This is a genomic window from Streptomyces sp. NBC_01622 (genome assembly GCF_045209635.1).
GTDB lineage: Bacteria > Actinomycetota > Actinomycetes > Streptomycetales > Streptomycetaceae > Streptomyces.
The window spans coordinates 5,451,700-5,473,675 of the sequence record NZ_CP109293.1 but is presented as its reverse complement, the minus strand read 5'-3'; the positions used below and the strand labels follow the sequence as shown (position 1 = coordinate 5,473,675).

32 protein-coding genes are annotated in these 21,976 nt (G+C 69.0%); all 32 read right to left on the bottom strand.

What is annotated here, in order from left to right:
* Positions 1 to 14: 14 nt before the first annotated feature.
* The 32 genes from OH768_RS25005 to OH768_RS24850 all read right to left on the bottom strand — a co-directional run bounded on the left by OH768_RS25005 (position 15) and on the right by OH768_RS24850 (position 21,973).
* Complete coding sequence (locus OH768_RS25005; RefSeq protein WP_406457114.1) at positions 15 to 479, bottom strand: hypothetical protein; 465 nt, start codon at positions 477 to 479, stop codon at positions 15 to 17.
* A complete protein-coding gene (locus OH768_RS25000; RefSeq protein WP_406457112.1) occupies positions 476 to 1,300 on the bottom strand; it encodes a hypothetical protein in 825 nt (274 codons plus the stop codon). Before OH768_RS25000 ends, OH768_RS25005 begins: the two co-directional genes overlap by 4 nt.
* Positions 1,301 to 1,396: 96 nt before the next feature.
* Positions 1,397 to 1,705 carry a hypothetical protein gene (locus OH768_RS24995; protein ID WP_406457110.1) on the bottom strand — a complete coding sequence of 103 codons (309 nt, stop codon included), beginning with the start codon at positions 1,703 to 1,705 and terminating at the stop codon, positions 1,397 to 1,399.
* Positions 1,706 to 1,775: 70 nt separating this feature from the next.
* The gene (locus OH768_RS24990) at positions 1,776 to 3,254 is read right to left on the bottom strand and encodes a phage major capsid protein (protein ID WP_406457108.1); all 1,479 of its coding nucleotides are present in this window, start codon (positions 3,252 to 3,254) and stop codon (positions 1,776 to 1,778) included.
* A gap of 132 nt (positions 3,255 to 3,386) precedes the next feature.
* Complete coding sequence (locus OH768_RS24985) at positions 3,387 to 4,064, bottom strand: HK97 family phage prohead protease (RefSeq protein WP_406457106.1); 678 nt, start codon at positions 4,062 to 4,064, stop codon at positions 3,387 to 3,389.
* Positions 4,064 to 5,233 (bottom strand): phage portal protein, encoded by a 1,170-nt coding sequence (locus OH768_RS24980; protein WP_406457104.1) that lies wholly within the window; start codon positions 5,231 to 5,233, stop codon positions 4,064 to 4,066. Before OH768_RS24980 ends, OH768_RS24985 begins: the two co-directional genes overlap by 1 nt.
* Complete coding sequence (locus OH768_RS24975) at positions 5,230 to 5,445, bottom strand: hypothetical protein (protein ID WP_406457102.1); 216 nt, start codon at positions 5,443 to 5,445, stop codon at positions 5,230 to 5,232. Before OH768_RS24975 ends, OH768_RS24980 begins: the two co-directional genes overlap by 4 nt.
* 10 nt (positions 5,446 to 5,455) lie before the next feature.
* Positions 5,456 to 6,925 carry a terminase gene (locus OH768_RS24970; RefSeq protein WP_406457100.1) on the bottom strand — a complete coding sequence of 490 codons (1,470 nt, stop codon included), beginning with the start codon at positions 6,923 to 6,925 and terminating at the stop codon, positions 5,456 to 5,458.
* Positions 6,918 to 7,193, bottom strand: coding sequence for a hypothetical protein (locus OH768_RS24965; RefSeq protein WP_406457098.1), 276 nt, complete (start codon positions 7,191 to 7,193; stop codon positions 6,918 to 6,920). The genes OH768_RS24970 and OH768_RS24965 overlap by 8 nt, the downstream gene beginning before the upstream one ends.
* A gap of 180 nt (positions 7,194 to 7,373) precedes the next feature.
* Positions 7,374 to 7,811: an AAA family ATPase gene (locus OH768_RS24960; RefSeq protein ID WP_406457096.1), complete on the bottom strand. Its 438-nt coding sequence runs from the start codon at positions 7,809 to 7,811 to the stop codon at positions 7,374 to 7,376.
* A 214-nt stretch (positions 7,812 to 8,025) separates the two neighbouring features.
* Positions 8,026 to 8,310, bottom strand: a complete 285-nt coding sequence (locus tag OH768_RS24955; protein ID WP_406457094.1) for an HNH endonuclease signature motif containing protein — start codon at positions 8,308 to 8,310, stop codon at positions 8,026 to 8,028.
* A gap of 15 nt (positions 8,311 to 8,325) precedes the next feature.
* A complete protein-coding gene (locus OH768_RS24950) occupies positions 8,326 to 8,577 on the bottom strand; it encodes a hypothetical protein (protein WP_406457092.1) in 252 nt (83 codons plus the stop codon).
* A 266-nt stretch (positions 8,578 to 8,843) separates the two neighbouring features.
* Positions 8,844 to 9,044 (bottom strand): hypothetical protein, encoded by a 201-nt coding sequence (locus OH768_RS24945; RefSeq protein ID WP_406457090.1) that lies wholly within the window; start codon positions 9,042 to 9,044, stop codon positions 8,844 to 8,846.
* A 164-nt stretch (positions 9,045 to 9,208) separates the two neighbouring features.
* Positions 9,209 to 11,314 (bottom strand): cell division protein FtsK, encoded by a 2,106-nt coding sequence (locus tag OH768_RS24940; RefSeq protein WP_406457088.1) that lies wholly within the window; start codon positions 11,312 to 11,314, stop codon positions 9,209 to 9,211.
* A gap of 86 nt (positions 11,315 to 11,400) precedes the next feature.
* Entirely contained in the window at positions 11,401 to 11,583 is a 183-nt protein-coding gene (locus tag OH768_RS24935) for a DUF6257 family protein (protein ID WP_406457086.1), read from the bottom strand.
* Positions 11,584 to 11,585: 2 nt separating this feature from the next.
* Positions 11,586 to 11,828, bottom strand: coding sequence for a hypothetical protein (locus OH768_RS24930; RefSeq protein WP_406457084.1), 243 nt, complete (start codon positions 11,826 to 11,828; stop codon positions 11,586 to 11,588).
* Positions 11,825 to 11,959: a hypothetical protein gene (locus OH768_RS24925; RefSeq protein ID WP_406457082.1), complete on the bottom strand. Its 135-nt coding sequence runs from the start codon at positions 11,957 to 11,959 to the stop codon at positions 11,825 to 11,827. Before OH768_RS24925 ends, OH768_RS24930 begins: the two co-directional genes overlap by 4 nt.
* A 106-nt stretch (positions 11,960 to 12,065) precedes the next feature.
* Positions 12,066 to 12,389, bottom strand: a complete 324-nt coding sequence (locus OH768_RS24920; protein WP_406457080.1) for a hypothetical protein — start codon at positions 12,387 to 12,389, stop codon at positions 12,066 to 12,068.
* The gene (locus OH768_RS24915) at positions 12,386 to 12,562 is read right to left on the bottom strand and encodes a hypothetical protein (RefSeq protein WP_406457078.1); all 177 of its coding nucleotides are present in this window, start codon (positions 12,560 to 12,562) and stop codon (positions 12,386 to 12,388) included. Before OH768_RS24915 ends, OH768_RS24920 begins: the two co-directional genes overlap by 4 nt.
* Positions 12,559 to 12,909, bottom strand: coding sequence for a hypothetical protein (locus OH768_RS24910; RefSeq protein WP_406457076.1), 351 nt, complete (start codon positions 12,907 to 12,909; stop codon positions 12,559 to 12,561). The genes OH768_RS24915 and OH768_RS24910 overlap by 4 nt, the downstream gene beginning before the upstream one ends.
* A gap of 5 nt (positions 12,910 to 12,914) precedes the next feature.
* A complete protein-coding gene (locus OH768_RS24905; protein ID WP_406457074.1) occupies positions 12,915 to 13,280 on the bottom strand; it encodes a DUF6907 domain-containing protein in 366 nt (121 codons plus the stop codon).
* Positions 13,277 to 13,618 (bottom strand): hypothetical protein, encoded by a 342-nt coding sequence (locus tag OH768_RS24900; protein WP_406457072.1) that lies wholly within the window; start codon positions 13,616 to 13,618, stop codon positions 13,277 to 13,279. Before OH768_RS24900 ends, OH768_RS24905 begins: the two co-directional genes overlap by 4 nt.
* A gap of 95 nt (positions 13,619 to 13,713) precedes the next feature.
* Positions 13,714 to 13,962: a hypothetical protein gene (locus OH768_RS24895; protein ID WP_406457070.1), complete on the bottom strand. Its 249-nt coding sequence runs from the start codon at positions 13,960 to 13,962 to the stop codon at positions 13,714 to 13,716.
* Between the two features lie 41 nt (positions 13,963 to 14,003).
* A complete protein-coding gene (locus tag OH768_RS24890) occupies positions 14,004 to 14,627 on the bottom strand; it encodes a hypothetical protein (RefSeq protein ID WP_406457068.1) in 624 nt (207 codons plus the stop codon).
* The gene (locus OH768_RS24885; protein WP_406457066.1) at positions 14,624 to 14,791 is read right to left on the bottom strand and encodes a hypothetical protein; all 168 of its coding nucleotides are present in this window, start codon (positions 14,789 to 14,791) and stop codon (positions 14,624 to 14,626) included. The genes OH768_RS24890 and OH768_RS24885 overlap by 4 nt, the downstream gene beginning before the upstream one ends.
* Complete coding sequence (locus OH768_RS24880) at positions 14,788 to 15,327, bottom strand: hypothetical protein (protein WP_406457064.1); 540 nt, start codon at positions 15,325 to 15,327, stop codon at positions 14,788 to 14,790. Before OH768_RS24880 ends, OH768_RS24885 begins: the two co-directional genes overlap by 4 nt.
* A gap of 11 nt (positions 15,328 to 15,338) precedes the next feature.
* Positions 15,339 to 16,970 (bottom strand): DEAD/DEAH box helicase, encoded by a 1,632-nt coding sequence (locus OH768_RS24875; protein ID WP_406457062.1) that lies wholly within the window; start codon positions 16,968 to 16,970, stop codon positions 15,339 to 15,341.
* A 369-nt stretch (positions 16,971 to 17,339) separates the two neighbouring features.
* Positions 17,340 to 20,024 carry a bifunctional DNA primase/polymerase gene (locus tag OH768_RS24870; RefSeq protein ID WP_406457060.1) on the bottom strand — a complete coding sequence of 895 codons (2,685 nt, stop codon included), beginning with the start codon at positions 20,022 to 20,024 and terminating at the stop codon, positions 17,340 to 17,342.
* A gap of 83 nt (positions 20,025 to 20,107) precedes the next feature.
* Positions 20,108 to 20,764, bottom strand: a complete 657-nt coding sequence (locus OH768_RS24865) for a hypothetical protein (RefSeq protein ID WP_406457058.1) — start codon at positions 20,762 to 20,764, stop codon at positions 20,108 to 20,110.
* Positions 20,761 to 21,096: a DUF6907 domain-containing protein gene (locus OH768_RS24860; protein WP_406457056.1), complete on the bottom strand. Its 336-nt coding sequence runs from the start codon at positions 21,094 to 21,096 to the stop codon at positions 20,761 to 20,763. Before OH768_RS24860 ends, OH768_RS24865 begins: the two co-directional genes overlap by 4 nt.
* On the bottom strand, positions 21,093 to 21,284 hold the full coding sequence (locus tag OH768_RS24855; protein ID WP_406457054.1) for a hypothetical protein: 192 nt from the start codon (positions 21,282 to 21,284) through the stop codon (positions 21,093 to 21,095). Before OH768_RS24855 ends, OH768_RS24860 begins: the two co-directional genes overlap by 4 nt.
* Positions 21,281 to 21,973: a DUF6907 domain-containing protein gene (locus OH768_RS24850; RefSeq protein WP_406457052.1), complete on the bottom strand. Its 693-nt coding sequence runs from the start codon at positions 21,971 to 21,973 to the stop codon at positions 21,281 to 21,283. Before OH768_RS24850 ends, OH768_RS24855 begins: the two co-directional genes overlap by 4 nt.
* Between the last annotated feature and the right edge of the window lie 3 nt (positions 21,974 to 21,976).

Sequence of the window (21,976 nt, the reverse complement as noted above, 5' to 3'; positions counted from 1 at the left end):
TCGGATGGGGTGGATCAGATACGGGCCTGGCAGGTCACCGTGAAAGCGAGCCCGGCGAGGCTGCCTTCCGCCTGCACTTGGGTCAGGTCGCCTGCGGTCAGGTGCGCCCACAGCACCGCGCCGTTCAAAGTGGGCGCAGTCGGCGCTGAGTTCGTGGCACGCAGCGCGGTCTCGACCTCGCCGACGAGCGCGAACACCTCGTCGCGCCGGTCCTTCATGACGGTGTCGCCGGCGCGGGCCTCGGCGTAGCAGGCGATCGTGAACGCCTCGTCCCGGGTGCGGGCGCCGGCCGCGTTGAAGTCCTGAGTGAGGGACACAGCCGCCGCCGACGTGGGCTGCCAGCCCACATACAGGCGCTTCAGCCGGGTGTAGTTGACGGCCGCCGGCCCGTCGACGACGTCCACCTCGGCGAAGGCGGGCGCCGCGGTCAGGATCGCCAGCAGGGCATCGACGGCCGCCGGAACGCGGGAGGTCATCATGCGAAACCGTCCAACTGCCGGTCGTTCTGGAGCAGCTGCAGAGCACGGTTCGGGATCGCGTAGCCGAAGCCGGGCACCTGCTCGGTCGCGAGGAAGTCGTCAGCGCTCGACACGCCCCGCGCGGCCCCGTACCGGGTACGCCACAGGTGCTGCAGGATCAGCTTCCCGGCGAGGCTCACGTTCGGCTGCACAGTGGCGCGGCCCGCCTCGTAGACGACCCGGTAGTCGCCGGAGTAGAACCAGATGCCGTCCGTGCGGCGCACGATGCCGGTCTCGGTGTCGACGTCCAGGACGCCCATCTCGATCCCCAGTTGCCACACCTGTACAGGCGTGACCGAGGTGATGCTGAGCACGGGCGTGGTGTGCAGCACCCATGCCCCCCTGTCGCCCTGCAGTACCTGCCGCACGGTGCGCCGGATGACCGGGCCCACGAAGTACTCGACCGCCACGGTGGTGGCCGCGATGTAGTCCCGGATCTCGTCGTCGTCACCGGTCGAGGTGGCGGGGATGGCCAGCTGGTCCTTGGCGTCGGCGAGGGAGAACAGCATCGGTGCCGCAGCCGCGCGGATGTCGAACACATCCGTTGAGGCACACGCGTTGGCGCCCGTGGCCAGCCATCGCACCTGGTGCAGCCCGGACTGCACGGTCTGGTAGCCGTGGGTGTAGACGCCCGTGGACGCAGGCGTGACCGGGTCGACGACCGTCGTGGTGCCGTCGGGCAGTGTGATGGTCAGCCGCATGTTCCCGGCGTTGGCCGGCGCCCCCGAGGCGTCCTGCACTTTCATGCTCAGCGGGACGACTGCGCCCAGGTCATAGCTCATCGAGCCCCCTCACCACGGACTTGTGCGGCAGAGCCCGGCCCGGCGCCCGCACTGGAGCGGAGGCGGGCGCCGGGCCGGACGGTATGGACGGCGCGCCTACTTCGGGCGGGTGGCGGTACGCCGCGGCTTCGACTCGACGGCCGTCTCCTGCTCGGGGTCGAGGGCGAGCCGGATACTGCGGGCCTCCTCGGTGGCCTGCCCGGCTAGACCGTCCTGGCCCTGCTCGATGAGCTCCTTGGCCTGCCCCTCCAAGGCGGAGGCCTGCTCTTCGAGTTCGCCCCGCACGCGGGCGATCTCCTTCTTGACGTCGCCGGCTACCGGGGCCCGCGTCTCGCGGCGCGGCCCGTTCTCGCAGGTCGCAAGCTCGTTCTGGAGCCCACGCAGTTCGGCAATGCGGTCGTGCATCGCGTTCTCCGTTCCAGACAGCGCAGGCCCGCCCCGATGGAAGGGCGGGCCTGCGCACAGGGGGTGTGGGTCAGTAGCCGGACGGCGCGATCAGGCCGGTACCGGAGATGACCGAGATGGTCTCGGGCCGCCGGTCGGGCATGAACGCCGCGTAGTTGTAGACCTGCAGCCGCACCTGCAGCGTGTTGGACAGGACTTCCTGCAGCACGCGGGTGCGCATCGAGCCCTCCCACAGATACAGGTCGGAGGTGCGCATCGTGGCGATGCGGTCCTCGTTCGTACCGGCACCGAGGTTGGCGGGGATGTTGCCGTCGGCCAGCAGCGGGAAGTTCAGCACCCGTCCGACCGGTCCCTCGACGTCGCCGCCGGTCTGCAGGGCGAGCGGGTTGAAGGGGGCGTTGGTCTCCGGGAGGATGAACGGCCGGTTCTGCGAGTCGAGCTGCGAGGCCATCCAGAACCAGCGCGACGGCGTCAGGAAGGCCGCCGTCGGCATCATCTTGCGGTTCTTCGCCGACAGGGACAGCGCCTGCATCATCGGCGCGTACAGCTCGGGCAGCGTCGGCGTGGCGTCCGTGTAGGTCACGGAGTTGATGCCGGACACGTTCAGGACGCCCTTGAGCTGGCCGGAGGTACCCGAGCCGGACCAGCACTGGGAATCCAGCTTCTGGTTGTAGTCGGCGATCAGGTCGGCGAACACGATCTCGTCGAACGCGACCGGGGACTGGTCGAGCAGCTGGATCGCGATGTCCTGCTGGCCGGCGATCGTGCGCACCGGGGCGGTCACGAAAGTGTCCGTCATGTCGGTGGACGTCACCGTGCCGGCGTCCGCGGTCTGTACGCCCGTCGCCGTGCCGGTGGCCACCTTCGGCACGTTCACCGAGTCGGTACCCGACGGCAGCGGCAGGTTCTGCACGGTGTTCGCGAAGGTGCGGCCAAAGCGCGGCAGGTCGATGTACTGGTCGACCAGCCACAGCGGCGGCACGAAGTAACCACCCTGCCCGTCCGTGCGGTTGGGGTTGACGCGCTTCTCGAACACGCTGCCCCGGTCGACGGCGCGCAGCTCCTTCTCGGCGAGCTGGGCGCGCCGCTGCTCCCGCTTGGGCATCTCGACTTCGAGTTCCTGGGCGTGGCGGCGAATACGCTCCTGCGCGGCCGTGACGCCGCCGTCGCCGTCGCCGCGGCCGAGCTGGGAGCGGACCATGTCGAGGAAGTACGAGTGCTTCGCGCCGCGCTCGTAGGTCTTCGGCTCGGACACCACCGTGACCGAGGGACCCTCGGCCCTGCCCTGCCCGAACTGGGCGCGCAGCTCGGCCGCCTTGGCGCCGCGCTCCTCGACCTCTTCCAGCTCCTTGATGCGGGCCTGCACCGACTCGATGTCGGCGTCCTTGCCCTTGATGGCGTCCCGCTTCTCGACGAACGCCTTGTCCTCGTCGGGGGTCAGGCTGCGCTTCTCGGCAGTCGGCGTCTTGAGGACCTCATCGAGTTCGGTCTTCAGCGCGCCCCGCTGCTCAAGCAGCTCCTGCATCTGCGTGCGCAGGAATGCGAGCATGGCTTACTCCTTGGTGATCGGTGACTGGGTGGGTCGCGCCCGCTGACCGTCCGGGTGGTGCCCCAGGTGGTGGCGCGCGAAAGCGCGCTCCGGCGTGAGGTCCGGCGCGTCAGGTGGTGCAGGCGGAAATGGCTACAGGGCGAGGGCTTCGGCCTGGGCCAGGTACAGCGACAGCGGATTCCCGGCCGGCGGCTCGGGCTCCGCCAGGCGACGCTGCAGGCGCTCAAGGAGCGCGCGGACATCGGCGTCGCCGAGCTTGTCGAAGTCGGCCGCCCGCAGCGCGGGGGCGACAGTAGTGGCGGGGTTCGCGCCGAAGTTCACGACGGACACATCGCCACGGTGCAGGTCCACCTCAAGGATGTCCCGCTGGTCGTAGTCCGGAGACCACATCTGCCGGGTCACACGGAACGCGAAACTCATCTCGTCGACGCTGCCGTCCTGCAAGGCCAGCAGCATGTCCTGCACGTCGGAGCGGGCACCGGTGACATCGGCCTCCATGTGCAGCCCCGTCGAGTCCTCGGACAGGCGCAGGCTGCCGGCCTTCGTGTACGCCATGGCGAGGCCGCCATGGTTCAGCAGCAGCTGCACCTGCGGGTTCTCCGACAGCGTCTTGGCGAACGCCCCGCCCCGCACGACCTCGGAGTACGAGCCGAGCCAGTCCCACATCTCGTAGGGCTCCTCGACCACCGACGCATATCCGGCGATCGTCGACACCCCGGAGGCGCCTTCCTTGGCGCGCACCTCCAGCTTCACCGGGTAGGCGCGGTGCAGCACTCCGGTGGTCTTGGCGCGCTCACTCTTGTCGGCCACTAGCTGCCTCCCATCGGGCTGTCTTGGACCTTCGCCGGTGTCGGCGGCGGTGCAACGGGCTTGTCGCCCCACGCCACCGGGCCCTGGTCTTCGATGTCGCGGATCTCGTTGACGGTCTGCCACTGGTTCTGCAGGGCCAGCGTGTGTGCCTTGAAGCGGGTCAGCAGGTCCGTGCGGACCAGCGCGTTGCGGTTGAACTTCACTTCGCCGACCGGCAGCAGCTGCGACAGTGAGCGTTCCAGGCGCACCAGCCACGGATCCACGGCGTAGGTCAGCAGGTCCAGGGAGCGCTGCTCGATGTTGCTGTACGTCAGCGAGCCGCCCGTCTCGTAGCCGAAGATCTCGGCAAAGCCGGGGCCGAAGATCCGGCAGCACTCGGCGGCCGTGAAGTTGTTCGTCTCCAGGAACTGCGACTCGTTCGGCGCGATCTGGATCTGCTGGTACTTCCAGCCGGCGCCCAGCACGGCGGGTTCCCTGCGGCCGTGGATGGCGGCCAGGAACCGTTCCTTCGCTGTCCGGGCGTGCTTCTCGTCCAGCTCCTTCTCCGACGTGAGGATCCCGGACGGGTGGCCGCCCTCCTTGAACCACTGGTAGCCGAACTGCAGCGCGGCGATACCGGTGGCGATCGTCGTGGCCTGCAGGGCGATCGGCGACAGTCCCAGAAGCCGGCCCGGCGCGGGGTGCACGCGGCGGTGCCACACCTGGTCGGCTTCGACCTGCCGGCCGTTGACCGTCCACTGGGGCTTGCCGTCCTCATCGGGCCGCACATGCACCAGGTCGGGGTGCGCCAGCACGATCTGCGTCGGCGTCCCCCGCAGCCGGTCTTTCGCCCCGATCAGCCCCGTGGTGTTGCCGCGCAGCATCGCCGAATACACGTACTGATACGTCCAGTCGGGCAGCCCGTACCCGTCTCCGCCGAGGTCGGCCATCCAGGGCGGAAGCGGCTGGGGGTCGCGCGGACGGGGCAGGTAGACGATCGGCATCGTCTCGGCGACCGTGGCAACCAGGTTCACGCACGACCAGACGGCCACCTTCTGCAGACTCGCCTCGGTCTGCGCCAGGTTCACCTGCGAGTAGTTCCCGCCGACGCCGCCGGTCTGTGAGTTCGGCAGGATCGGCGGACTGGGGAACATGGCCGCGCGCCGTTCACGCCCGAGGATGAAGCTCATCCGGGCCTCCTCCGGGTCGTGATGCGGTCGGCGACCTGGTCGGCCAGCAGCAGGCCGCCGGCCGTCAGGAACCCGGCAGGCGGCCACGCCAGCCATGCACCGACCGACACCAGCGCCCAGCCCAGCAGGACCGGCAGTGCCCGCCACAGGGCGCCGGCTGCTGCCCCGAGCGGTTCGGCGGCGCGGACCATCAGCGGCTCCTTGCCGGGCATGGGCGTCCCTTCACCAGATGTTGTTCATCGGGTCCGACTGTTCTTCGACCTCGGCGCCGAGCCCCCATTTGGCGAGCGTGGCGGCGACCAGCGGACTGATGTCCACGGAGACGATCCGCCGCGCCCACGCCCACGCATCGCCGAGAGGGCGCTTCTGTGCGCCTGCCAGTGCGGACGCGAGCGGCGCCTGGTCGAGGTGGCTGAGGGTCTGCTCGGTCACCGCGTCGTAGAACTGGCCGCAGGCCGCGGCGACTTCGCGGGTCTTCGGCGACACAATCTCGACGCCGAGACGTTCTTCCAGGTCAGCGATGAGTGATCCTGCGGGGCCGCCGGCGTCGACGACCCAACAGCGTGGCTTCCACTTCTCGTGCAGCTCGGCGGCCCGGTCGAGGATCCAGCCGGTACCCGGCCGGTGCTCCACCACCTCGACGTGCGTGCCGCCCCGCCACTCGCCCGCCACAGCAATCGCCGCATGCGAGCGCTCGGGAGTCATGTCGATCGCGAACGCCACCGGGTCCGACGGCGACGACTCCGCAGCCGCCAGCGCCCGCCACGCGTCCTCGCCGACGACCTGCCACGTATCCGCCGTGTCCGACGGGTACTCGCCCACGCCGAGCCGCTCGCGGGCGTAACCGTCCTTGCTGAGCGTGGACCGCTCGTTGGCGACCTTCTCCAGCGTCAGCCGGTAGCCGACACCAGGGTTGGACTTGAGGACCGCCTCGTCGGAGTCCGCGTCGTCGTGCGCGGTGCAGTCCTTCGGGCACTCGTCGACATGAGGGTCGACGGACCATTCGAGGTACGTCAGCGACGGGTCCGACGTGCCGGCCTCGATCGCCGCCAGCGCACGGCGGCGCAGGCGCCCCAGCTGTACGGACGGGCCGCCGATGCCGGCCGATCCGAGGTACCAGATCTGCGGGTCCTGGACCGCCGCCATGGTGGGCAGCAGGGCGTCCATCTCGTTGTCGCCGAGGATCATGTCCTCGTCCATCACATTGCAGTGGCCGGTGAAGCCACGGCCGGAGCCCTTGCTCCGGGCGATGAACCGCAGCAGCTGCCCCGAGTGCAGCTCGATGCTCTCCTCGCCTGTGGTCTGCCAGTACCGTTTGACGCGTCTGTGCAGGTCAGGGGTACTGCGGATCAGGCGCTCGATCCGGCGGAACGCGTTCTTCGCCGTCTTGAACTCGTGCGCCGAGTGGAGGATCAGCTCCTCGCCGCCGATGAACAGGCCCCACAGCTCGCGGGCCTCGATGATCCCGCCCTTGCCGTTCTGGCGAGGCACGTTCACCGCGACCTCGAACGATGCCCAGCTGCCGTCCGGCTTCTCGCCCATGCCGACCCGCAGGATGTGCTGCTGCCACGGATCGAGGACCAGGCCCGCGCGGGCCGCAAGGTCAATCGCCTCCTGGCCCGCGCTGGACGATGCCAGGGGCGTGACCTGGATCGGGGGTTCCTGCCAGCCGTACACGCGACCGTCAGCCACCAGCGGCCTGCTCGCGGGCAGCGGCCCGGCGCTTCGCTCGCTGCTCAGCAATGTCATCGACGGCATCCCCCTTCATCTCGACCGGGGCGAGCCTGCGGAGGTCGGCCATGATGGGACGGAGCTTGTCGGCGACGACGGCCTTTGCGGTCGGCGCGTCCGAGTCGTCGATCGCCTTGGCGAGGGAGCGGGCGACGGCCGCCATGCCTGGGGATGTCTGGTCCGCGCGAAGATCGTCAAGCTCTTCGCTGATCCTTTCGTGAACGCTCATGATCACCACCGCCCATCACGCAGCGTCACGTCACACAGGGTGACCGCCGCTAAAACGGTCGAACCGAGTTCGCGCGAATTGATCTTTCAAAATCGCCGCGCAAAAAATCGGGCGACAAGGGCGTTTGGGTCGCCCGGGAAGGCCACCAAAAACTGGGTCGGCCACCCGAGACGATCATGTTCACCAGGCCCGCGATGTCTGCGGCATTGCTCCTGGTGACGCCTTGGGCCGGCTGTTGTACCAGCGGCTGGCGACGCGCTGCATGTTGGTGTCGCGCATGGCTGCGATGCGCTGCATGGTGACCTCGCGGCCGGGGTCGACGACGACGATGCGGGCGTCGAGGCGCTTGTACTTGGCGAGCGCCTTGGGGTTGGGCATGGTGTGGATCAGGTAGACGTCGACCTTGTCGCGTACCTCGATGGCTGCGTCGATGGCCGCGTAGCGGGCGCGGTGGGCGACGTGGAGTTGCAGCGGGTTCTGGTTCCACTGCGGTGCGCCTGGTCCGGTGAGGGCTTGGGTGATGCGGTCGAGGTCGATGACGATGTCACGCGCCGTGGCGTGCGCGTCGATCCACGTCGACTTGCCGGAGGCCGGCGGACCGGTCACGACGTAGAGCACGCTGCTTCACCGCAGTTACAACACTGATCTCCGACGCAGCCACAGCATCGGTCGGGGAGTTCGTCGTGGGGCTGACGTGCGTGCTCGCGCACAGGTCCGGTGTCGATGGCAACGACCTGGCGCCCGTACTCGTACCGCGAGGCGGTGGGCATGTCCACGGTCTCGTGGCAGGCGGGGCACTCGAACGGGATGGTGAGCCGGTCCGTCGCCATGGTCACCACTTCCGTGAGGCGCGCTGAGGCTTGGGCTGGGGTGGTGCGGGCGTCCGGTTGCCCTTCGCCGAGTTGCAGCGCCTGTGCATCGGGCGGGCGTTGTCGCGGTCGAGGAGGTCGCCGCCCTTGGACAGCGGCACGACGTGGTCGACGGTGAACGACAGCGGGTGCTTGGCGTCCAGCTCGTATCCGATGTTGTGGCCGCACCGTGCACACGGGAGGCGCTGGGCGCGGAGCCAGGCGCACAGCCGACGGTATGGGCGCCCGTTGCGCGGGTTACCGGCCACGGGCGCCTCCTCGCGCTACAGGTCGCCGAGCACCTCGTTGCGGGCTGCTGCGGCCTTGCGGTTGAGAGCGCCGGTCATGCGGAAGAGGGCGACCGTCAGGGCGAGGAAGCCGGCGACGAGCAGCACCTGAGTGACGACGCTGACGATGTGGACGTGCTGGGTGGCGAGGGCGATGGCGAGGAGGATGAAGTTCCCGCAGCCCCATGCGAACCAGATGCGGAGCTTCTCGACGCGCACGGCGCTCTGGACTGCCTTGTAGTCGCTCACGGTTCCCCCAGGGATGCTGATGCTGAGGGTGCATCATGGCGCCCCGCGTGGGGCGGTGTTGGGTCGTGTGGCCGTCTTGTGACGTTGGGGTCCGCCGCCCGACGCTGCACATCCCGCGGGGTCACCTCTGCCCCGACGCCGGGCGGCGGACGGACACGGCAAAGCCCCAGCCGGTGAGCATCCGGCCGGGGCTTCGTCGTGCGTCTGTGGTGCCGCTTCGGGGCACAGTTGTTCACCGAGATCGTTACACGCTGTCTGACCTGCGGTCAAGCAACTGCGCGTTCCTGCCTCTTGGCGAGGAGCGCGGCGACGTCGTCGACGGCGTACCAGGGCTGTCGGGGTGTGCCGCCGGACCGCTTCAGCTGGCCGCGGTGGACGAGCAGGCGGACGCCTCCGAGGGTGATGCCGAGCTGCGTGGCGACCTGGTGCGCGGTGAGGTGGCCGGGCCGGATGTTGTGCGACTCCATGGCTCCATGATGCGGCAGGGAGGGAGGCGGCGAAGGGGAGGCTCAAGCCCCGTTTGCGGGGTCATCCAGTGACCTTGCAAGGTGCCTCCCTTGCCTCCCTGATTGGCCATAACGGCAGGTCATGTACAGGGAGGCGGCTAGGGAGGCGGTTGGGGAGAACTCCCTTAGTCTTCGGTGCCTCCCTCGTCGTCGGTGTCGTCGTCGCGGGCTGCGATGGCGTCGAGGATGCGGTCGAGGCTGACGTGCATCTTGCCGCCGTCGGTCTTGTACACGCCGTGTCCGGCATCGTCGAGGACGGCCTTGAGGTCCCGGAACGACCACGAGCCGTAGGCGACTGGGCTGCGGTCCTGGAGGCCGTGCAGCACGTCCTGTGTCCGCATCCGGGGCTCGTGCCCGAGGACGGCCGCGATGTCCGCGAGCGGGTCGGCCACCTCGAAGGTGGGCACCTCCCACACGCCCGCGTCGCTCTTGTACGCCTTCATGGCGCGCTCGACGACCGGCGTCACCTCGTCGATGCCCGCTTCCTTGCGCACGTAGTAGGAGCGGATCAGCCCGGGGGTCTTTCCGAAGCCTGCGGCCATGGCGGTGCCGACGTCTTCACCTGCGACGAGGGTTGTCGCCGAGTACCCGTTCTTGTGCATGCCGGTGCCGAGGATCGCGTCGTTGCCCTGGTGGTCGTTGATCGCGAACGCGACTTTGTGGGACACGGTCTTGGCGATCCCGCGCGGCAGGCTCGCCGCATCCGCATCCGGGGTGATCCACATCAGCATGATGGCCGTCTTCCTGGCCTTCTTGGTGACCTTCAGCGCCAGTTCCTTGGCCTCCTTGCCGTACTCCCGGTGCGTGAACAGCTCGTGGACCTCGTCGAACACGACGATCCGAGGGCGCATGGACGGGTCGCGTTCCGCCATCTCGCGGGTGACCTTGGTGTCCGTACCGAGGCGCTCCAGTTCCTGCCCCCGGCGGGACACCTCGCCGGCCAGGGCGCGCAGCGTGTCCATGGCCGCGACCACGTGCTCGTCGTCATCGCCCTTGACCAGGGTCCGCAGGCGGGGCCGCATCGCGTCGTAGTCGTTGTTGTACGCCAGGACGTGCACGTCGATCTCGACCAGCGGGTCGAGCATCGCGCCGAGCAGCAGGGCGACGACCAGCGACGACTTGCCCGAACCCATGATTCCGGCGATCAGGTAGTTCGCAGCCATCAGCCGGCCGATGACCTGCTCACCGCGGGCGTTGAGTGCGGCAGGGACGCCCTTGAAGAAGTCGGTGGTGCCCTCGGTCAGGAGCGGCCAGGGCGGTACCGGCTTGGTGAGGACACCGGGGTCGGCGACCCACAGGTCCAGTACGCCGGCCTGGTCGCGCGGCTCGGTCGGCCACACCTCGATCGGCTTGCGCATCAAATTGTGCGCGAGGGTCTGCTTCTTGTCGGCGATCATCTCGACGGGCACGCCCTCCGGCAGCTGCAGCTGTGCGTGCCAGCCGTTCCCGGAGCGGGTCGAGGGCTGCACCCAGCGGGGCCGCCAGCCCTCTTTGATGGCCGCGTTCAGCGGCGGGATGCCGAGCTTGCCGAGCGCCCTCGTGATGGCGTTCTCATCAGGCACGACGTCCCGCTCGTCGCCATCGGCGGGCAGGGCCCAGGTGGGCGCGGTCCGCTGGTTGCGGCCGACCGCCCAAGCGCCGGCCATGGCGAGGAGCGGCAGGGAGTAGAGGAGCGGGTCCCAGATCACGGAGGCCAGGAACCCCAGCCACGCCACGAGTTGGATGACGGCGTCGAGCGGCCCGAGGACGTCGGCGACGTCGTGGTTGTGCCAGGCGATCAGGATGCCGAGCAGCAGCAGTACGCCCGCACCGGCCACGACCGTCGTGAACACGGCCTTCGGCAGGTTGATGGCCATCTGCAGGAGGTCCATGCGCCTCTTGTGGCGGGCGAACCTGTACGCATACGCCCGCTGTTCCCACTTCTGCACCATCTCCTCGTTGCCGGAGGCTTCGGCGATGCGCATCATGCGGTGGTGCATGGCCGTGGTGCGGGCCTCCCAGGTACGGCGGGTCAGAATGCGGAAGCCTCCCCACGTGTAGGCGCCGTGGCGGACGGCGGCGCGGTAGGCGGGGTTCTGGCGGGTCTCGACCAGGACGCGGCGCAGCGACTCGGCGCGGATGCGGCGTTGAGGCCGGGACGCCTCGGGACGGTTCGAGGACGCCTCGGGAGCCGGGGCGTCCTGAGCGTCCTGGGTGGCGTCCGGTGACGTCTTGATCAGGTCGGCTGTCATGCTGGGTCTCCGGTCGTTCTGATGGGGCGGTCCGGGGCCCGGGGACGGCGGCAGCTTGCAGGCGAGACGCCGTCCCCGGGGCGTTGCTACTGCTTGTTCTTGCGGCGCTCGGCGTTCTTCTCGATGCGCTCGGCCTTGCGCTTCAGGTCGGAGATGTCGACCTCGGGGCCGGCCATCCCGCGCCACCCCATCCGGGCGGCGAGCAGGACGATGCGGGCCTTCTCTGTGCCGGTGAAGTCCTTGAAGCGGAAGTCGTCGGGCTTGGCCATGGTCAGTGCTCCGTCGGTTCGGTGGTGGGGAGTTCGGGCAGCGGCTCGGGCAGCACGGCGGCGATGATGGCGGTGTAGGACTGCGCGACCTCGGCCCACAACCGGCCGGCGGTGGCGAGGGGTTCGACCTTGTGCCGGAAGTCCTCGTCGCGGGCGTACCGCTCGGCGTCCCGGGCGAGCTTCTCGGCCCTGGCGGTGGCGTTCCACGCAAGCTGGACGTACTGCTCTTGGGTGGTCTTGCTCATCGGTCGTCGTCCTCTACGGAGGCGTTCATCTGCGCGTCCAGCAGGGCGGCTTCTACGTCGGGGCATTCGCCTCGGGTGATCTCCTCGTACACGGCCTGCGAGGCGAGAAACATGCGGTCTTGGAAGGTCACGGTGGGTCCTTCTGGTCGTGGGCCGGACTGTCCGGCCCCACCGCACCCCCGGTGATCGCTTTACGGAAGCCCATAAAGTGATCACCAGAGAGCACGGAAGGGCAGGTCAGCGGCCCTTCATGACGTCGCGCCAGATGGAGCGGAGGACGAGGGCGAGGATCGCGACGGACAGGCCACCGATCGCGATGGCGATCGACGCGAACGCGATGCCGATCCCGCCGACGCACACAGCGCAGGCGATGGCCAGCCACTCGCCGGCACTGCGGCCGGGCTTGGCCTGGTGACTGCACGTCGGCGGTGCGGGCTGCTGCTGGGTGCTGGCGAGCTTCGCCAGCTCGACTGCGGCCAGGGCGACTTGTACGGCCGCAGTGTTCACGGCCGCTTCCGTCACCGCGGCCTCCGCCTTGTCCAGTGGAGAGGGTTCGGTCACGGCGCCCACCCTCTGACCCGCCGGGTGACGGTCGGCCGCACGGCGAGACCGACACCGAACGCGACCAGGACGGGCTTGCCGAGGATCGCCGCGGCGATGGCGGCGACGACCGCGAGGAGCGACGGGAACACGGCCAGCAGACCGAGGAGCGCGCCTACGACCAACCACCTCACGACCGCACCCCCTGCCGGTCGTCGGCGGCGAACCGGGCCTGCATCCGCCGGCGGATTGCCTCCGCAGCAACGTGGATCGCGAACCGTGCGACGTCCTCGGATTGCGCCCGGTATGAGGCGGCGAGGAGGTTCAAGTCCTGCCGGAGTTGCGTGCTCTCGGGGAGCAGCAGACCGGGCGCAGGCGGCGGCGCAGCCGTGACCGTCTCGGTCACAACTGCCGGGGGCGCCTCGCGGAGGTCCCTTCGCACGGTGTCGGCGGAAACCTCCAGCTCAGACGCGATCTCCGCCGGATTCATGCCGTGCTCGGTGAGGTGCGCGACGACGATCCTGCGGGTTGCACGGGACATCGCACTCACGCCGCACCCCCGGCGAGAATCTCGGCCAGCTGGCGACCGAGGGCGCGCAGTTGTGCGGCGGCCTCGACGAGGTCGTCGGCGAACTGGTGGACCTCGTCGGGCGTGCAGGAGCGGGGCTCCATGTCGGGCTCGATGTACAGGCTGACGGTCGGGTCGACGTTGGAGAACGGGGCCTGCGAGATGAACGCCCGGAACATCTCCCGGTCCCCGGGGGCGACGACGTGCTCGGGTCCGTCGTGTGAGATGTCGACCTTGTAGCCGGCGCGGTCGTCGGCGTGACCCTTGCACCACGCGGGCTCGTTGATCTCCAGGGGCTTGGTGACGAAGACGTTCACCGTGGCGGTGCGGGGGTCGGTGCTCACTTGCCTTCACCTCGCTCGTCTGCGAGGAAAGCGGCGACGGTGGGGAAGGCGCGGTCGACGGAGGCGCGGACGGCCTTGTCGGCGGCCTCGGTCTCCTCGGCGGTGAGCTTGGAGCGGAGGAAATCGGCCTCCCAGCCGATGTCGTTGCTGGTGCCGTCGGTGACCGCGGTGAGGACGGTGTGGGCCCATCCGGCGCGGTCGGCAAGGCGCCGCTCGTAGTCGGGGGCGGCGTAGTCGAGGGTGATGGCGTCGAGGACGACGGCCAGCAGCCGGCGCAGTTCGCGGGCCTCGCCGACGGTGGTGTTGTCCGCGCATGCGGACATGGAAAGATCGGTCATGCCGACTCCTGGCTTCATCAGGTAGTTCGGTAGAGGGTCGGGCGGTGCGCGCGCCGGGTGCTCCAACACCCGTGCTGCCGTCCGGCCCTCGTGGTCTATTCGGTTGTGGGGGCGTTCGGTTCGGACGCCTTCTTTCGTTTGCGCTCGTCTCTCTTGAGCGCCTGGTCGACGGCCTGCCAGCTGCGCCCGAGGTCTCGGGCGACGTCGGCGACCGTGCCGAGTTGCGCTACGCCTTCGCGTAGGGCTTCGGCTCGTCGTGTGGCGGCGTCGGATACGAGTCCGTTCAGCTGCTCCAACAGCTTCTCTTCGTCGTGGACCCGGTCCCGCCAGGACTTCGGGTTCATCGGAACGAGCGTATCCAACATGGGTGTTGGACGCAAGGAGATCACGCCAACTCCCGCGGCTGGTAGTGCCGCAGCAGCAGCAAGTCCTGCTCGCTCCGGTACTCCGTCCGGCACCACCGGCAGCGCACCGACTCGCCGGGCAGCCGGGACAGCACCGCACCGCACACCGTGCCCCGGTCGTCCGTCACCGCGATACACAGGCCGAGCCGCTGACGGCGCGGCACCGGGTCCCCGACGAGCGACCGCAACTCGGCCTCCAGCGAGCGGACTTCGGACGCCAGATCACCGGCCGCCGGATACCGGAAGGCGATCCACTCCAGTTCCATGCCGAGCCAGCGGCAGTCCGCGGCCAGCCCAGACGGAGGCGGCGGCGAGTGCTGCGGCCAGCGCACCCGCTGTACGTCCACCCGCCACGAGTGCATGACCTCGACCGCGCGACTGTTCTGCATCTCGTCGAACACGGCCTCGTTGATCGGCGACCGCGGGCCGGCCGTGTGCGCGGTGACCAGCTCCCCGAACCCGGAGCGTGCGGGCACCAGGTGCATCGACAGTTCGGAGTCGAGGACGGGCAACTGGTGGAGGCGTCCGGCGAGGGTGACGGTGTCCCGCTCGCACAGGTACCGGCCGTCGGTGTCCTCGTCGCACAGGCCGCAGGACGCGCTCATGCGTCGGCCTTGGCGCGCGCCTCGTCGAGCAGGGCCCTGGCCGCGCGCTCCACCTTCCGGTCGCGGCGGTCGTCGAGGTTCCAGTAGAGGAGCTGGAGGATCAGCATGATGTACATGCCGATCGCGGCACCTTCGGCGAGCAGCTGGACGTCGTGGTCACTCATGCGGCGAGTCCTTCCGTGTCGGGCCACTGGCATCCGTCGAGGCCCCGGCGGTGGGTATCGGGTACGACGGCGAGCGGCCAGCCGAGGTGGTGCAGGCCCATGGCGAGGAGCGTGTAGGCATCGGCCTGGTCGTACCGGCCGGGCCCATCGCACTCGACGCCGTACCGCTCACGAACCGCATCGCGTACGGCGCCCTTGGAACCGGAGCCCTTGCCTGTGGCGTAGAGGGCGCGGCAGGACGGCGGGGCTATGGCGTAGGGGATGCTGCGGCGCCAGCAGGCGTGGCGGACCATCACGCGGAGGCCGGCCAAGTCCTCGTGGCGGTGGGCGACTCCGCCGCCGAACGACGGGCCTTCGATGACCACCAGGTCGGCGTTGCGGATGTGGTCGACGACCTGGTCGACGATGAAGGAGAGCCGTGGGTGCCCGCGCAGCCCGGTGCGCGGGCGGACGGTGTCCGTCCAGCCCTCGCCCGCCACGCCAGTGCAGGTGAGGCTGACGTCGAGGCCGATCACCTTCGGAACCGTGTTCTGCACTGAGTCCCCTTTCATGCTGCGGCCATGACGTTGAGGCGGTTGAGGACCGTCGTGAACTGGTGGACGGCCTGGAGGTCGGAGACCTCACCGGCGGTGCAGCCCGGCGGTACCGCGATGCGGGCCATACGGCAGAAGTTGAGCTGCTTGACGCTCGCCGGCCTGTTGCGCCACGGCGCCGTACGGACGGCCAGCCACCGGCTGCCCATGGCACGGGCCTGCTGCTCCAGCCACGCCTTGGCGTCCGCCAGCGGCAACGGCACATCGTGCTTCGGGCCGACGACGCCGTTGGCGGTGTCGAACCTGCGGAGCCAGTACGTCCGGTCGACCGGGTTGCGGATCAGGAAGACGTAGGTGGCATCGGCGACAGGTATGAACCACACCCCCGACTCGGTCTTCAGCCAGCGCACCGACGAGTTGTGGAACAGGTCGATCTCCTCGACCTGGACGCGCGAGATGTCGATGACCCGCTTGGCTTTCTCCTCGGTCTCCCGGACGGCCTCGCGCAGCGTCTGGTCCTCGTCGGACATGACGACCTCGCGGCCGGTGAGGTCGACGATGGACGCCAGCTTGTGGCGGGTGGAGGCACCCATCACGTCGAGGACGAGAGCGTCCTTCTTCCCGGTCTCCGGGGACAGGCGCAGCGCCCGGCCTGCCATCTGGCAGTACAGGCCGGCCGACTTCGTGGGCCGGGCGATCACCACGCACGACGTCCACGGAGCATCGAAGCCTTCCGTCAAAACCATGCAGTTGGTGAGGACTTGGACGGCCCCGGTCTTGTACCGGTCGAGGGTGGCCGCACGGTCGTCCTTGGGCATGTCGCCCCACACCGCGGCGGCCGGGATGCCCGTGGCGGTGAAGGCCTCGGCCATGGACTGCGCGGTGTCCACCGTCGGCGTGAAGACGACGCCGGGCCTGTCGCCGGCGTGCAGCCGGTACGCCTCCGCTACGACCTGTGCGGCGCCCGAGTCGTCCAGAGCCTGGCCGAGCTGGCCTTCCTGTAGGTCACCGTTGCGGGTCTTCACAGAGTCCAGGTCGAGGCCCGGGACGGTGATGCGTTTGCCGCGGACGTCGCACAGGTAGCCGTCCTCGATCATCTCCAGGATGTCGAGGGTGAACACGACCTCGTCCCAGACGTCGGCCAGGCCTCCGTCGGCGCGGGTCATCGTCGCCGTGAACCCGGCGACGGGGATACGGCGCCAGGCACCGAAGTGCTCCAGAACATCGAGGTAGGTGCGGGCCGCGGCGTGGTGGCATTCGTCGACGATGATCAGGCCGATATCGCGGATGGCCTCGCGGCGCCGCTCGACCGCCAGGGTCTGAATGCTGGCCACGACGACGTCGACGTCCTGGTGCTCATCGCGCTCGGCCTTGACGATGCCGACGCGCAGGTCGGGTCGTACGGCGCGGATCTTGTCGGCGGCCTGGGCGAGGAGTTCTTCGCGGTGGGCGATGACCAGGGCGCGGTGGCCGTCGAGCTGGGTGAGCATCTCGCTGACGAGGTTGGAGAAGACGACGGTCTTGCCGGCGCCGGTCGGGAGGACGACGGCGAGCCGGTTGTGAGGGCCTTGCCAGCCTTCGGTGAGTGCCTTGATGGCGTCGGCTTGGTAGGGCCTCGGGGTGAACGTCTCAGGCAGTTCGGACATGGCGGTCACCTCGGTTCGTGGAGTCCTGGGGTTTTGCAGGGAGTGCAGGGAGCTGCAGGGAGTGGTGCAGGGAGCTGGAGCCCGTGCCCAATCGCCTCTGACATGCGGTTTTGCAGGGAGGCAGGGACTTGCAGGGAGTTCTCTCTATGCCAACGCAGTGAAGGAACTGGGCTTTGATGTTGATGCGGAGAGACACGGACATGTGATGCACGATGTGCATGTGATGCGCATGCGCAGTGAGGGAGGAACGGCAGGTCCCTGCAAGTCCCTGCGTCCCTGCATCTCCGCTGGTCACGGCCGGTGCAGGGAGTGCGGCAACTCCCTGCACGGCTCCCTGCAAAGTCCCTGCACTCCCTGCAACGGCGCGGGTCACCGCGCACTCCCGGTCGCGCTGCTGCCCTGGTGGACCTCGACGCGCCACAGGTTCTGGCACTTGTGGGAGTCCCAGACCTTGACGGGCTTGTAGTTGTCGAGCTCCGGGGCGCTGAAGTAGCGGCCTTCCCGGCTTTTCAGCCAGCCGCCCAGGACCTGGGAGGAAGGCAGCTCGCCGTTCTTCAGCCGGGGCACTTGCTCTGGGACGGCCGCGATGACTGCACCGGCCGGTACGGCGGAGTCTCCGAGCTTGCGGTGCCAGGCTGCGAGGAACGCGGCCCACTCCTGCTCTTCCTCGTCCTGGCCCGTGTTCTGGCCGCGGTCGGCCATCCACCCCTCGACACCGAGGTACTTGAGGAGGCCGGCCATCATGCTGGCCCACTCCGAGTAGTCGCCCTTGCGGACGCGTACGGGCTTGGCACCGTCGGCGAGCCAGGCCCGGACCATGGTGACGGCGGCGGCCACGACGGTGGACGCGTTGGCCCGCAGCCACGGACGCAGGTCACCGACACGGAATCCGTCGCGCTGGTCCGGGTCGGGGCAGTTCGGGTCGAGACGTACCCACATTGCGCGGCGCCCGTTGTCCCCACCCGTACGCAGGCCGTTCCCGGTGACGATCCAAAGGCGATCGTTGGGCATGGTGATGGAGTTGGTGGAGCCGAGGACGCGGTCACCCCAGTGCTCGGCAGTGAGCAGGGAGGACAGCACGGGGGACTTCACGATGAAGCCGTTGGGCAGGTTGTCGAGGACGACGACGGGCTGTCCGGTGGTGTAGAGCTGGGTGGTGATGCTCTTCCGCAGCTCGGTGTCGTTCTCGGGCCAGGCCGTCTCGGCGATGCCGTAGGCGTACTTGAGGATGTCCTTCAGGAGACTCTTGCCGCTGCTGGGGGCGGTCGCGGTGATGATGAACATCGGGGTCGGGCCGTAGAAGTACGGGCGCAGGATCGGTGTGAGCAACGCGCCGAGGAAGTGGGCTCGGTCGGACGGTTCCGCCCACGGGAAGTCGGCCAGCATCTGGTCCAGAACGATTTCCTTGGCGCGCTTGAGGCTTTCGTCCGTCACCTGCGGCTGCAGACGGCGGAGCGGTACGCGCGGTTGAAGGTAGAGCCCGGTGGCCTTGTCGTAGCCGGGCGCCTGGAGAAGGGTCCCGTCCTGCCGGATGACGGGTGAGGTGACGATTCCGCGCAGGGGTGGAAGCGGCCAGTCCTTACGGCCGAGGATCGTGCCGCAGGTTTTCGGCATGAACAGCTCGCGGACTTTCTTCATGCCCTGGGTGAGCGGGTCCGGGACCACCTGGAACGTCGCGATGTGCTCGGCGAAGTACGCGCGCATGTTGTCGGCGCCGAGTTGCTGCATGAGTGGGTTGCCGTTGTCGTCCTGGCGGACCCAGGTCGGGCCACTGGAGCGCTTGTACAGATCAGACAGGCGGCCGTCACCCATGAGTTCCAGCGCGCCCTCCAGGGCGTCGGCCTCGATGGTGATGTCCAGCTCGGGCTTTGTGCTGACGACGCGCAGGCGTGGCCCACCCTCGAACGCCTCTTGGTCGTCCGGAACTTGATCGGGGTCGAGTGCCGAGGAGCCGTCGGTGAACGGGCCGGTGGACTGGGGTACGAGGCTGCCGTGAGTTTGCCGTGGCCAGCATCCGAACCCTCGGTTGCGGAGTTCGGCGGCGGCCCTCTTGAACGCGTCTGCGTTGGTGCTGCCCTGGGTGAGCAGGGTGTACGCGGCGAACTTGTCGTACGGCGTCTCGGCCACGAACACCGTGGAGGTGCTGAAGACGAACAGCCGGTCGCGGTCTTTGGCGTGACCGGTGGTCGCGGAGATCCCGCGGTTCTTGCCCTTGCGCCGCCAGTACGTGGTGCTGCCGCGGGTGAAGACCGGATCGAAGTCGTCGCCGATGATCTCGGGCCAGTCGGCCTTGTTCTCGAAGTCGTCGCCGGGGCGTACGACACCGGCAGGCAGTTCCCGCTTCGGCCGCGGTGCGGTCTTCGCCCTCTCCTCGGAGGGCAGGGTGTCGAGCATGCGGCAGACGTCGCGGATCGCGTCCATCGTGTCGGCGTCGATGGTGGGGATGGTGGCGGGGCCACCGGCGAGGCGGAGGTACGGCTTTCCGCTGGGGTGCACGGTGCCGCCGGACGGTTCGACGATTCCGTACCCGCCCTCGCCCCGGGTTTCGACCTGCACGCGGATGATCTTGGCGTTGGGCTTCTCGCGGAGCCGCTGCCGTTCCTCATCCGTGTACTCGTCCTCGCGAGCCAGGCGGGACGCGAGCTTGGTGTTGCCGGGGACGTTGCCGCTCTCTATCCGGGCGCGGTAGTGCCGGCCGCCAGAGGGTGACTCGCTGGCCCAGCCGTCGAGGAGGGCGCGCCAGGGTTCGCCGAGCCCGGAGGCGTCCATGATCTCGGTGAGTTCGTCGAGGATGCCGTCGCGGACGGCGTGGCCTTCGACTTCGAGCAGCTCGACGTTGCCGGAGACGGCTCCGTAGACGACGGCGATACCGGCCGGGCGGTCTCCGCTGAACCACTGGTCGTGTTCGGCGGGGGTGGACCGGTTCACCTTGTACTGCAGCCACGCGAAGGCAGGTTTCTTGCTGCCGTCGGCCTTGACCTTGAGGACGCAGAGGCCGACGTCGTCCATCTCTCGGGCGGAAGCCCGGAGGTCGGGGGGGTGTTCCTCGTTCACGAACGTGTCCCTTGAACTGGATCTGGTGGTTGTCCGTGAAGCCGGGGGCGGGTCGGGGGGATTGACCCGCCCCCGGCGGTCTGTCAGCCGGAGCCGTCGGCCAGGGCGCCGAACGGACCGCGCCGGATCTGTTCGCGGACGACTTCGGCGGAGGGCAGCGGCCCGTCGCGGAGGATGGCCTCGGCCATGGACTCGCCGGTCTCGTGAGCGGTGCCGTCCTCGGCGATCCGTACGACGTCGATCCGGTCGGCGATCCCAGACTCGACGGCGGCCCGCCGGAACGCGGGCATGGCGTTGGCCATCAGTTCCTCACCCCACGGTCCGTCGAGGGCGAGCAGCAAGGCGACCTGCCAGTTGCAGACGGGGACTTGATGAGTGCCGCCGTCGGCGCGGTGGTTGGTGAACTCGTCAACTCTCGGGACTGTGGCGGGCTCCTCGGCGGACTCGGCGATTTCCTCGTCGCGGAGCTGGTGCCACTGCTCGGGGGTGGCCCCGGTGATGTCCAGGACTTCGTGGACGAAGAACCAGTCGCCGTCACCGTCGTCGGGGTCGGCGAGCGCGGGGCGCAGGCTGCCGAGTCCCATGAAGCCCACCGTCTTGTGGACGTCGGGGATATTGCGACTCTGCCGTTCGGCGAGGTCGCAGACGGAGAAGATGGTGCGGGCCTTGTAGCGGGCGATACGGCCGGCGTTACGGTCGCGGCGGATCTGCGCGCGGAAGGACTTCGGGTCGGTGTTCACTTCGCCTCCCCGGCGGGCAGGTGCGCGGCGAGGGCGCGCAGGTCGCGGACGAAGACTTCGAGGTCGTCGGCCAGCTTCTCGGCCTGAGCGCGGTCGAGGCGGAGTTCGTCCGCGCGCTCGGATGCGATCCACACGGCGGTGCTGGTCTCGACGAAGGCCTCGTCGTAGAACAGGTCCGCACGGAGCAGCGCCGCCTGCTCGGGGAGCACGCAGTCGCCCGATCCCTCGGGCACGGTGACTCGGGCGGTACGACTGCTGTGGGTGGGTTCGTCGTTGTCGCCGACGTCCTGGTGGTCGCGGCACCACTCGTAGCGGCAGGTCTGGGCGCTCATTCCGTTGCCTCCGCCTTCTCCTGCTCGATGAGAGCGATGACTCGTGCGAGGACGGGGCCGGCGTCGCCGTGCTTGATGATGAGTTCGCCGATGAAGTCGAGGAAGTCGTCGACCTCGGGCTTGCCGGTCTTGTTGGCCTCGATGTCGGCGAGGGCGCGCTCGACCTTCGGGTTGTGGGTGGTCGTCATGCCGTCGCCTCCCCGCGGGCGATGTACTCGGCGCGGGTGCGGACCAGTTGGGCGTGGGTCTTGCGCAGGGCCTCGACGCGCTCGGCCAAGAGGTCGATGACGCCAGCGAGGGCGTCGGGGTCGAGGGGCGCGATGTAGTGCTCGTCGAGGATCTCGACGACGGCGTGCGGCAGCCGCTCGCAGATGCTGTCGGAGAAGGGCTCGACGGCGATCCGCGACTTGAGGATGTCGTAGGTCTGAGAGGTGCCCGTGTTGGCGTCGACGGGGAGGTTGCCGCCGATGTCGTCCGGGCTCCAGCAGACGATGTCGACCGGGTTGGTCGGCGACGCCATGTCACTCGTGTGGCCGCCGTAGCACCAGGGCGTGCAGGTGTACGTGGCCTGCTCGCCGGTGAAGTAGTGCGTGTAGGTGAACGAGCGGGGCGGCCCGGGGGCCGGTGCGGTGGCTGCCTCGAACGCCGCTGCGAGTGCCTCTCCCTGGGCGATGGTGTTGCGCACCTCGTTCGCCTTGCGCCGCACCTGCTCCGCGGTGACCACCTGAAGGTCACCGTGGTTTCCCTGGGTGCTGGCGACCAGCGTGGGCTGGCCGGTGTCGAGGTCGTTCATCACCTCGACGTGGAAGACGGTGCTGATGCTCTGCCCTCTGAAGGCAGGCGACGCCGTCGGCGCCTCGGGGATTACGCTGGTCATGAG